Annotated in this window: 11 protein-coding genes; 6 read left to right on the forward strand and 5 right to left on the reverse strand. The window is 66.9% G+C overall.

The window, feature by feature from the left end; all coding sequences use genetic code 11:
* Window positions 1-136: 136 nt before the first annotated feature.
* Together LJ221_RS19675 and LJ221_RS19680 are read right to left on the reverse strand one after the other, a co-directional pair.
* Complete coding sequence (locus tag LJ221_RS19675) at window positions 137-616, reverse strand: very short patch repair endonuclease (protein WP_302852042.1); 480 nt, start codon at window positions 614-616, stop codon at window positions 137-139.
* A gap of 314 nt (window positions 617-930) precedes the next feature.
* Complete coding sequence (locus tag LJ221_RS19680; RefSeq protein WP_241718055.1) at window positions 931-2,241, reverse strand: DNA cytosine methyltransferase; 1,311 nt, start codon at window positions 2,239-2,241, stop codon at window positions 931-933.
* A 128-nt stretch (window positions 2,242-2,369) separates the two neighbouring features.
* Here LJ221_RS19680 and LJ221_RS19685 point away from each other — a divergent pair, with 128 nt between their 5' ends.
* Both LJ221_RS19685 and LJ221_RS19690 read left to right on the forward strand, forming a co-directional pair.
* Window positions 2,370-3,242: a GIY-YIG nuclease family protein gene (locus LJ221_RS19685; RefSeq protein ID WP_241718056.1), complete on the forward strand. Its 873-nt coding sequence runs from the start codon at window positions 2,370-2,372 to the stop codon at window positions 3,240-3,242.
* Window positions 3,243-3,345: 103 nt separating this feature from the next.
* Entirely contained in the window at window positions 3,346-3,873 is a 528-nt protein-coding gene (locus tag LJ221_RS19690; RefSeq protein ID WP_241718057.1) for a BsuBI/PstI family type II restriction endonuclease, read from the forward strand.
* A gap of 224 nt (window positions 3,874-4,097) precedes the next feature.
* Here the strand turns inward: LJ221_RS19690 and LJ221_RS19695 are convergent, their stop codons facing one another.
* Window positions 4,098-4,475, reverse strand: a complete 378-nt coding sequence (locus LJ221_RS19695; protein ID WP_241718058.1) for a hypothetical protein — start codon at window positions 4,473-4,475, stop codon at window positions 4,098-4,100.
* A gap of 401 nt (window positions 4,476-4,876) precedes the next feature.
* Here LJ221_RS19695 and LJ221_RS19700 point away from each other — a divergent pair, with 401 nt between their 5' ends.
* Window positions 4,877-5,230, forward strand: a complete 354-nt coding sequence (locus LJ221_RS19700) for a RidA family protein (protein ID WP_241718066.1) — start codon at window positions 4,877-4,879, stop codon at window positions 5,228-5,230.
* Between the two features lie 49 nt (window positions 5,231-5,279).
* Here LJ221_RS19700 and LJ221_RS19705 read toward each other — a convergent pair whose 3' ends face one another.
* Both LJ221_RS19705 and LJ221_RS19710 read right to left on the reverse strand, forming a co-directional pair.
* A complete protein-coding gene (locus LJ221_RS19705) occupies window positions 5,280-5,747 on the reverse strand; it encodes an NUDIX hydrolase (protein WP_241718059.1) in 468 nt (155 codons plus the stop codon).
* Window positions 5,748-5,895: 148 nt separating this feature from the next.
* Window positions 5,896-6,468, reverse strand: a complete 573-nt coding sequence (locus tag LJ221_RS19710; RefSeq protein WP_241718060.1) for a TetR/AcrR family transcriptional regulator — start codon at window positions 6,466-6,468, stop codon at window positions 5,896-5,898.
* A gap of 109 nt (window positions 6,469-6,577) precedes the next feature.
* Here LJ221_RS19710 and LJ221_RS19715 point away from each other — a divergent pair, with 109 nt between their 5' ends.
* The 3 genes from LJ221_RS19715 to LJ221_RS19725 all read left to right on the forward strand — a co-directional run bounded on the left by LJ221_RS19715 (window position 6,578) and on the right by LJ221_RS19725 (window position 9,504).
* A complete protein-coding gene (locus LJ221_RS19715) occupies window positions 6,578-7,459 on the forward strand; it encodes an NAD(P)-dependent oxidoreductase (protein ID WP_241718061.1) in 882 nt (293 codons plus the stop codon).
* Window positions 7,460-7,683: 224 nt separating this feature from the next.
* Entirely contained in the window at window positions 7,684-7,899 is a 216-nt protein-coding gene (locus LJ221_RS19720) for a hypothetical protein (RefSeq protein WP_241718062.1), read from the forward strand.
* A 222-nt stretch (window positions 7,900-8,121) separates the two neighbouring features.
* Window positions 8,122-9,504 (forward strand): oxygenase MpaB family protein, encoded by a 1,383-nt coding sequence (locus LJ221_RS19725; RefSeq protein WP_241718063.1) that lies wholly within the window; start codon window positions 8,122-8,124, stop codon window positions 9,502-9,504.
* Window positions 9,505-9,598: the final 94 nt, after the last annotated feature.

A 9,598-nucleotide genomic window follows, 5' to 3' on the forward strand; every position in this document is an offset into this window, starting at 1 on the left:
CTCGACCCCGCGGCCATCACCCGGATCGCGCGAGCCGCCCTCGTCCTGCTGCAACTCGAACACGGCCGCACCGCCTGAAAGAAGATCACCAACCGTCACGCGACGTTACCGAGAAGGATTCAGTGGTGTGCGGTCCTCAGCCGCCATCCGAGGCACTCGGGCTCTGCCGCGCCCGTACCGCTTTGGCCACGGCCTGCGCCGTCTGTTCCGGATCCTCGTGTTCCCATATGCGGATCACAAGCCACCCAGCCTCACGCAGTACCTCGTTGGTCTCGGCGTCGCGTGCCTGATTCCCCGCGATCTTCTCTCGCCAGAACGCCGCACCCTTGTTGGCCGGCCGGTAATGATCAGGGCAACCGTGCCAGTAGCATCCATCGACGAAGACAGCGACACGTGCCTTAGTGAACACGATGTCAGCGGTTCGGCGCAAGTTGGGTACCGGTCTGGCACCCACGCGATATCGCAATCCGCGTTTGTGAAGTGCGGAGCGCAACAACTTCTCCGGCTTGGTGTCCTTCCCCTTGTTGGCGGACATGACCGCGCGAGAAGCCGGGGAAGACGCCCACGAACTGGCGGGGAGGCTCTCGGTGGTCACATAGCCAGCGGCACGAGCCATCTTCCAAGCTTCCGCGAGGTTGGCGGTGCGCGTAGAGGCATCCACTTCCCCGACGTAGCGTTCCTGTGTCTCGCCCTTTTGAGACCACCTCAGGTAAGCGCGGATTCGGCGTGTGCTCCGGTACAGGCGCAGCGCGATGGAAGCGCGGGCGTACTGGCCATCGCCGACCTCGACAGCGCGTGCCAGGCGGCCCCCGGCGGCTCGGTCCTGCTCAGCCGCTCGTGCCTCCCTACTCATCCCCGCTCTCGGCTTCCAGGCGCGGTTAGGAGGCATCCGGTCCTTCCAACGCCTCACTTGACCGTTCGTGGTCTCGGTCACTTCCGCTTCCCCGGAGCCCGTAGCGCGCCAACTGATTTGAGAGCGTCAGCGACGGCGCTCGCGAACACTGTCCCGAGCTTGACAGGAACCGCGTTCCCCAACTGCCGCATCTTCTCTCCCCGCGGCCCATCGAGAACCCATCGATCCGGAAACGTCATGACTCGCGCGGTTTCACGCACGGTCATGTATCGGTATCCTTTTCCACCACCAGCGTTGACGAAGTTCGGGTCATCAAGCCGCATGACGGACTCGCCACCTGGTACGCCATGGACACCCGCTTTCACGGTCTTCGCGGGCCGGTCCAGCACATTCGGCGTATGCCCGGTGTACACGCGAGCCCCGGGCCACCCAACGTGGTCGGGGATTTCTCCTACGGGGAACTTCTTCTCAACATCTTCCTCGGTGATGTAAGAAAGCGGCTTTCCCTCGTTTTCGTCGATTCCGGAGATCGCGTCGCGCAAGGTACGCCATGGGTCCAGCTTGAGCTTTTCCTTAGTTTTCTCGTTCTCGTAGTCGAGCTCGGGGAGGCTCGCGATAACGTGCTTGCGTACGTTGGGGGCAACCTCGTGCCGATCCCAGTACGGACCACCCTCGCGCATGGAGTGGATCATCGACTCCTCGGAGTGTGTCTCCTTGGGAGTGAATCTGTCCCAGTCGACGCCAAGGTCGGCACGGAACGCGACGATGATCACTCGATTTCGGATTTGAGGTACACCGTGGTCGGCGGCGTTTACCTGCATCTCCTTGACTACATACCTCTCAGAGAGGTCAACCGAATCATTGGCGATCAGCTTCTCAAGAATTTCATTATGATCTTCCCATGACGCGTTCGGGTCACGCTCCACGAACGGAAGACGCAGTTCGTTCAGGATGTAGTTAAAGTATGGCTTGAAAGAAGGACGAAGCAGTCCGCGAACATTTTCGCAAATCACCGCCTTCGGTCGCATTTCTCGAATCGCGCGGAACATTTCGGGAAACATGTTCCGCTTGTCTTCCATACCCTTGTGAACGCCCCCGAGACTGAACGGCTGGCAAGGGGGACCTCCGGCGAGCACGTCGACCTCCTCGGTGACGTGCTCGGCGAACTTGATGTCACTCACGTCACCCGGAACAAGCGGCCACCCTTCCTCCGGGTTCTCAGGGTCAGGTGGGTTCATCCTCAGGGACTCGCACGCCCGCTTGGCCAGCTCATTCACCAGGAGCGGACGGAAGCCCGCAGCGTGAACAGCCATCGCGAGCCCTCCGCCACCAGCGAACAACTCGACACAGGTTCCCACCTCTTGGCGTCCTTCTCGCAGCTCAGACATGAGAGAAGCGTACCGCGGAGTTAGTGATCATGGTTCCACATCTCACAACTTGCCGTGCGCGTTCCCCGGTCGCACCGGATAGGCTGCGCCGCGATCAGCGGATCTCGGAGGAGGGGGATGGGTGCCACATGGCCGACAGGTACAGCGATCAGTTCCGGCTCAGCATCACGGAGGCGTTGAGCACACAGCTATACGCTGCCCTGAAGCGCCTGGAGCCCGCGCCCCTCACGCAGGAGAACCTCGACGCTCTCGCTCCTCAAGCCGAGAAGCTCGGGCTCCCAAGCATGTCCGGCGTGTATCAGCTCTTCCGGCAGTTGCCCGGAGAAGAGCGCCAGCTCACGTATGTGGGAAAGGCTGACGAGCCCCTTCCTGAACGCCTCGGAAATCACCTCTACAAACTCTCCGGGCGAGAACACATCTCCATCGACGAGATGTCATTTAAGTGTCTCTTCGTCGAAGAAGACCTGTCTTCGGTCTCTCCAGAAAAAATGCTAATCAATGAGCATCTAAAAACTGGGAAAATCGTCTGGAATAATCGCGGCTTCGGGAACAACGATCCGGGACGTAATCGCGATCGGACCGTGATCAAAAGCAATCACTTCGACCTTGAGTTCCCTGTCGACCTCTCCCACACGGTCAAGGGTCTGACACCTGGCATCCAGTCGCTTCATGACGCACTTTGGGAAATCAAGCGCGGCATTCCGTTCCTTTTTCGCTTCAAACACTCGCCAGCTTTTAAAAAGCTAATGATCACCGTCCCTGACGGGGGATTTACCGCAGACGAAGCATTTCGTTTTATCGCCCAACACTTGCCCAATAAGTGGCAGATATGCGCTCTGCTCGGCTGGGTCATCATGTATGACGACAACCCCTCGCTCTACCCGAGCGCCCGTCGTTATTACCGAAACGATGGAGTTATTGACCAAAATCCGGAGACTCGCAAGCCTGGGAAAAACGAGACCGATGATGAGGCAGACGAAGACAACGCCTTTGACGAGTAACGTCGCTGCCCAGCCCTCCTTGTCCACAGTGACGAGCCGGAAAAAGGAGGGCTGGCCTGCCACATTGTGAAATATCTCAAAGAGCGCCATGAGCCTCCGACCCATGTATGCGCGTGAGCGTGAAATGAACAGGATCCCGGTCCAGCTTCCCGGTGGCAAGAAGGTCGATCTCAGTCCCGGCGGCCAGAACACTCTGATCGCGCAGGTCGTAAGTGAATTCTGCGAACGATACACCCCCAACGGGGAAGTGCTTTATATCGGCGACGCCGAAAACAAGTGGGCGATCTTCGAGAAAGATTCACTCGCGAAGCTCGGCGTAGAAGTCGATTCGCACGGAAAAATGCCGGACATTGTTGTTTTTCTCCGGGATCGAAATTGGCTCTTCCTGATTGAGGCAGCGTCTTCTCACGGACCGGTGGACGCCAAGAGGCATAGGGAGCTGAGTGATCTTTTCCGAGGATCGTCGGCTGGCCTGGTCTTCATCTCCGCTCTGCCGTCACGGGTCGAGCTGCGCAAATACCTGAGGGAAATCGCCTGGGAGACCGATGTTTGGTGCGCAGATACCCCAACGCATCTGATTCACTTCAACGGGGAGCGCTTCTTGGGCCCTTACGACCAGGACCTGACGTAAACGGCATCAAGGCCGGCGAGTTCGACCACTTCGTCGACTGACCACCAGGACGGACTGACGCGGCGTCCGGACCCGCTGCCCGGTTCCACGGCGGCTCCGGCGCGCCAGGCCCACCGGAAACGGCACCCGGGCTGCGCCGCGCCCCGTGAGTCCCGGTTCCTGAGCCGCCCTGTGGGGGCGCCCACGGCTGAGCGGGCCGCTGATCAGGTCGGGCGGGCCGGGGCTCACCGGGGCGCCCGCCCGTGTGGTTCACGCCCCGTGGCGTGCTCGCGCAGCGTCTTGACCGGGTCGTCCCCCAGGACGTTCGCGAGATGCCTCACGACCCCGGACGAGGAGCAGGACCCCTTGTCGGACAGCCGGTTCTTGAAGTACATGGAGACGAAGTACAGCGTGAGGTCCTCGAACCGCCCGCTGAACTCCCAGCGTTTCCACTCGTAGCGCCTGTCGAACTCGCAGCCCCGGTAACTGGTGCGGATGCCCCGGTAGCTGACGACGACGAAGGAGAAGTCGTAGCGCCATTTCGTCACCACACGCGTCTTGCGGCAGGGACGCCAGGTGCACCATCCCCAGTACCGTTCCTCGATCTGGACCTGTTCGGGCATGGTCACTGCCTTCCGGGAGGAATACCTCCGGTGGAGCGGGCACCCGGAACCGCGGCGTTCGCCGGTCGGCCGCGCTCGGAGACCCGCCGGGACACGCTCCCCTCTTCTTTCTACGCCGCCGCCCGGTGCCCGGCAACCGGACCGGAGCCCGGCCACCGCCGGTCCCGGCCGCACACGCCGGGCGGCCTCCGGCGGCTCGGTGAGGGGGTGCTCGACGCGTGGCGGCACGGTGGACGCACCGTCCACTCGACCATGCCGTCGCGTCCCAGCACGCGCGGGTTCCGTGTGAGCGCCTCGTGGCCGACTCCCCCGGTCTCCGTTCCTCACTGAACGCCTCTCATCCTGAGCGCCAGGCGATCTCGGTGAGAATCGAAGGAAAACGGGCCGCCATCGACGAAGCCGTGAAAGCCGACCGTGCCGTGGTCATCAAAGGTCCGGCCGGACATGTGGGCGGGGGTGAAAGCGAGGGCAACACGGTCGGCGCGGGCGATCTGGCCGCCCAGGTCGAGCAGTGCTACCTCAACGTCGCCACCGCCCTGGCCGGGGTCGGCGGGACCTTCGACGAAGTGGCGAAGCTGAACGTCCACGTCGTCGACTGGACCCCCGACAAGATGCCCCAGCTCCTGGAGGGGATCTCCCGGGCCGCCGCGAAGCTGGGCACCACCCCGGTCCCGCCCGCCACGCTGCTGGGCGTGGCGGCGCTGGACGTACCCGAGCACCTGGTCGAGGTCGAGGCCACCGCCGTCCTGGACTGAGCGTCCGCCCCGGCCGGGACGGGCGGGAGGGGCGGGCACCGGGGGCGTCTCAGTGCTGGATCAGGCCGCCGACCGGGACGGGGGCGGCGTGGCCGGTCGGCGGAAGGTCGCGGGCCAGGGCGAGGCCGATGTCGACCAGCGAGGACCGGTGCAGGCCGGTGACCTCGGGGACCGGGGTCCAGGCCGACTCGACGACGTCGCCGTCCGGCTCGGGCCGGAGCCGGCCGCTGGTGATGCGGACCCGGTAGAAGACGCCGACGTTCTGGTGCACGACCCCCTCACGCGTGGCGGTCGCGGGGATCACCCGCGAGTCCACGCCCAGCAGGCGGTCCACCACCGCCAAGCAGCCGGTCTCCTCGGCGACCTCCCGGACCACCGCGTCGAACGGGTCCTCCCCGTGCTCGACCCCGCCGCCCGGGAGGGTCCAGTTGCTCCCGCCGTCCGGGAGCAGGTGACGGGCGAGCAGCACCCGCCCGTCCTCGACGCACACGGCGTACGCCGCCAGCCGGAAACTCACCCCCGCTCCCCCGCCGGACCTCGTCCGGCATCCGTGGTCCGCACATCACCACAGGACACGGAACCAGACGAGCGCGAGCGCCGCCAGGCGGCGTCGCGTCGTACCGTGGGCCTGTCAGGCGACGGACGGCCTCCGTGACAGCCGGTTCCTAGACCCCGTACGAGCTCACGAGACGGGCCAGTTGCCGCCCCACAGTCAGCAGCGGCTCCTCGCTGCGGGTGACCTGGGCGGTGACTTCGGCGCCTTCCAGGGCGCCGATGACGGTGGTCGCCAGTTCCCGGGCCGTCTGGGAGGAGAAGCCGCAGCGCAGCAGCTTGTCGGAGACCAACCGCTCCCAGCCGCGCAGAGCGTCGGCGCATGCCTGCTGGATCTCCGAGTCGGTTCCGAGCGTCTCCAGGGCGGCGGCCGTGACGGGGCAGCCGTCCATCCAGCCCGACTCGCGCAGACCGTCGGCGAGTTGCCGGGCGCAGGACGTCACCGCCCGCGCCGGATCGTCCTCGCCGTCCAGTGCCTGCCGCAGGAGCGTCGCGAACTCCTCGCCGCTGTACTTGATCGCGGCCACGGCGACGGCTTCCTTGCCGCCCGGGAAGAAGTGGTAGACGGAGCCGAGGGTGGCCTGCGCCTCCCGGGCGATCTGCTTGATCCCCGTGCCGACGTAGCCCTGGCGCTGCAGGAGGCGCGCTGCCGTGACGACGATCCGGTCCCGTGTGCTGGTCTGCATGCGGCCACCGTACCGGCCGACTGAGTAGAGCGTTCGTTCCAGAGTCGTGATACCTTGCCATCACGTCCTGAATAGAGCGTTCGTTTTAGCAAGGGATGGGGATCTCTTCATGAACAGCACCGAGCAGTCGGTCACCGTCATCGGGCTCGGCCCCATGGGGCAGGCCATGGCCGCGGCCTTCCTGGACCGCGGACACGCGGTCACCCTGTGGAACCGCACCACGTCCCGCGCGGACGCCTTAACGGCCCGTGGCGCGGTCCTCGCGCCGAGCGTCGAGGACGCCCTCACCGCGAACGATGTGGTGATCCTCAGCCTCACGGACTACGCCGCGATGTACGACGTGCTGGAGCCCGCCGCGACGGCGCTGTCCGGCCGGGTCCTGGTCAACCTCAGCTCCGACACCCCCGAGCGGGCCCGGGCCGCCGCCCGCTGGGCGGCCGGACGAGGCGCCGTGCAGCTCACCGGAGGGGTCACGGTGCCGCCCTCCGGCATCGGGCAGCCCTCCTCGTCGACCTTCTACAGCGGCCCCCGGGAGGTGTTCGACAAGCACCGGCCGGTGCTCGAAGTCGTGACCGGCCGGACCGAGTACCGGGGGGAGGACCCGGGGCTCGCCGCGCTCTTCTACCAGATCGGCATGGTCATGTTCTGGACCTCCATGCTGAGCTACTGGCAGGCGATCGCCCTCGCCCACGCGAACGGCCTGACAGCGACCGACATCCTGTCGCACGCCACCGACACCGCGAACTCGCTTCCCGGGTTCTTCGCCTTCTACGCCGAACGCATCGACGCCGGCCGGCACCTCGGCGACGTGGACCGCCTGGCCATGGGGACGGCCAGCGCCGAGCACGTCCTGCACACCAACGCCGACGCGGGCGTCGACACCACCCTCCCGGCCGCGATCGTCGAACTCTTCCGGCGCGGCATGGACGCCGGCCACGCCGGAGACAGCTTCTCCGCCCTGGTGGAGTCGATGAAGAAGGCCGAGGCGTAGCACTTTCCTCCGCCCGGCACCACCACGGCTCTTCCTTGGCCCTCCCCGACCCGCCCGGCCTCTTCCGCACCCGGTGCGCCGACATCTTGCGACTCTACAACCTCTTGAGGCTTTTCGAACCTCGATCGAGTGATGGAGGGGCATCCTGCCCGAAAAGTCTCACAGGGGATTTCAATGAAACAATTGAACTCGGGCATCACGAGAACACGACAAGGAGGTCCGAGATGAAGTTCCGTCTTGAGGTCGACATGGACGAGGCGGCGTCCGCCGAGGAGTCCGCCCGCGAGCTGGGCCGGATCCTGCGGTACTGGGGAGGGAACCTGCACCACTACGCCCTGCGGCCCGGCGACGGCTCGGCCGTGTACGACTCCGGCTACCGCGAGGTCGGCCGGTGGAGCATCACCTCCACCGGCTCCACCGACCCCACCGACGCGGCCTGACGTCTCCGCCTCCGGCACGCGGACGCCGGCGGGTCCGCGCGGGACGCGGGAGTCGAGGCGCGGGCCCCGCCCCGCGTCCCGCCACACCGGGCCCGTTTCATGCACGGCGAGCCCGTGATTCACCCTTTCCAGTGACATGAGGGCTCTCCGGGGTCCGCGCGCCCCCAGCCACGGCCACGCTGGGGCGGACTACACACCACCGCGTACCCCGGGAGACGCCCCATGCCCACGACCGGCCTGCCCGGCCCCGGTTCCCTCCTGCGCCGCACCCTCGGCGAGCGGCGCATCGTCCTGGTCGCCTGGCGGCTGCTGGTGCTCCAGACCGCGCACCCGGTCGTCGCCGCCGGAATGAGGGACCACTCCACCTACCGGGCACACCCCTGGCGGCGCGTGCAGCACACCATGGACAGCGGCAAGCGGCTGTTCTTCTCCGACGCCGACAGCCTGCGCCGGGAGGTCGCCCGGCTGGAGCGCACCCACCGCCGCATCCAGGGCGCCGACGGGCGGGGCGGGGCTTACACGGCCGAGGACCCCGAGGTGCGCGCCTGGGTGCTGCTCACCCTCCACGAGTCGATGACGGCGATGCGGGAGCTGTCCGGTGATCCGTTCACCCCCGGGCAGCTCGACGAGCTGTACCGGGAGTTCCTCGCCGTCTGCGGCGAGTTCGGGCTCTCCGGCGACGTCCTGCCGCCGACCGCCGCCGACGTGCCCGCGTACGTCGACCGCATGGTCCGCGAACGGCTGGAGTACGGCGAGGAGGTGCGGTACCTGCTCTTCGGCATCCTGCGCGAGGCGCCCTGCCCGAGCCGGCTGCGGCGGCTGCGGCCCCTGTGGCCGCTGCTGCGGCCGGTGATCGCGCGCACCCTGGCCGCGCTGACCGTCGCCGATCTGCCGCCCGCCGTCCGGAAGCTGTTCGGGCTGCCGCGCTCCCGTGCGGCGGCGCTGCTGTCCCGCGTCCTGCACCACGGCGCGCGGCGCCTGCTGACCCGGCTGCCGGACCGCCTGCGGTACCGCGTGCCGCCCAACGGAGCCGTGCCGCGCCCCCGGGCGCCGCGGCCCCCGCGGCACGACCCGCGCCCGCCCCGGCTGGACGCCTTCTTCCGGCAGGTCATGGACCAGACCGGGGATGGGTACGTCGACATCGCCGACCTGCGGGCCATGGCCCACAACGCCTGCTGGCAGCTGGAGCTCACCACGGAACAGGAGGACGAGGTCTACGCCGCCTTCGACGCCTGGTGGCGGCACATGGCCGCCACGATGGACACCGACGGGGACGGCCGGGTCGGCCGGGCGGAGTTCGTGGCCGCCACCCTCGCGGGCTGCGACCGCGACCCGCGCTATCTGGAGGACGGTCTGCACATCGCCGTACGCGCCCTCTTCCGCGCGGGGGACACCGACGGGAGCGGGGAGATCGGCCCCGACGAGTACCGCACGCTCTTCGGCGGCTCCAGGGTGCATCCGGCCGAGCTGAACGAGGGCTTCCGGCAGCTCGACGCGGACGGCGACGGGCGGCTCACGGAGGAGGAGTTCGTGCGCGGCTTCACGGAGTTCTTCACCGCCCGTGTCCCGACTGTCGCGGGCAGCCGGCTCCTCGGCCGGCCCTGAACGGCGGTCCAGAACGTCCTGAACGGCGGCCCCGTTCTCCGGGTCGTCCGCTCCTCGCGAGGAGATGGTGGCCAACCGCGCCGCCGGCAGACCC

Origin of the sequence: Streptomyces sp. CNQ085, from assembly GCF_022614595.1 — a bacterium.
Classification (GTDB): Bacteria; Actinomycetota; Actinomycetes; order Streptomycetales; family Streptomycetaceae; genus Streptomyces.

What these genes read in the sequence shown, in the direction of transcription:
- LJ221_RS19695 (WP_241718058.1), bottom strand. Translation starts at nt 4,475, where the DNA reads ATGCCCGAACAGGTCCAGATCGAGGAACGGTACTGGGGATGGTGCACC.
- LJ221_RS19710 (WP_241718060.1), bottom strand. Translation starts at nt 6,468, where the DNA reads ATGCAGACCAGCACACGGGACCGGATCGTCGTCACGGCAGCGCGCCTC.
- LJ221_RS19675 (WP_302852042.1), bottom strand. Translation starts at nt 616, where the DNA reads ATGGCTCGTGCCGCTGGCTATGTGACCACCGAGAGCCTCCCCGCCAGT.
- LJ221_RS19720 (WP_241718062.1), top strand. Translation starts at nt 7,684, where the DNA reads ATGAAGTTCCGTCTTGAGGTCGACATGGACGAGGCGGCGTCCGCCGAG.
- LJ221_RS19690 (WP_241718057.1), top strand. Translation starts at nt 3,346, where the DNA reads ATGTATGCGCGTGAGCGTGAAATGAACAGGATCCCGGTCCAGCTTCCC.
- LJ221_RS19715 (WP_241718061.1), top strand. Translation starts at nt 6,578, where the DNA reads ATGAACAGCACCGAGCAGTCGGTCACCGTCATCGGGCTCGGCCCCATG.
- LJ221_RS19680 (WP_241718055.1), bottom strand. Translation starts at nt 2,241, where the DNA reads ATGTCTGAGCTGCGAGAAGGACGCCAAGAGGTGGGAACCTGTGTCGAG.
- LJ221_RS19685 (WP_241718056.1), top strand. Translation starts at nt 2,370, where the DNA reads ATGGCCGACAGGTACAGCGATCAGTTCCGGCTCAGCATCACGGAGGCG.
- LJ221_RS19725 (WP_241718063.1), top strand. Translation starts at nt 8,122, where the DNA reads ATGCCCACGACCGGCCTGCCCGGCCCCGGTTCCCTCCTGCGCCGCACC.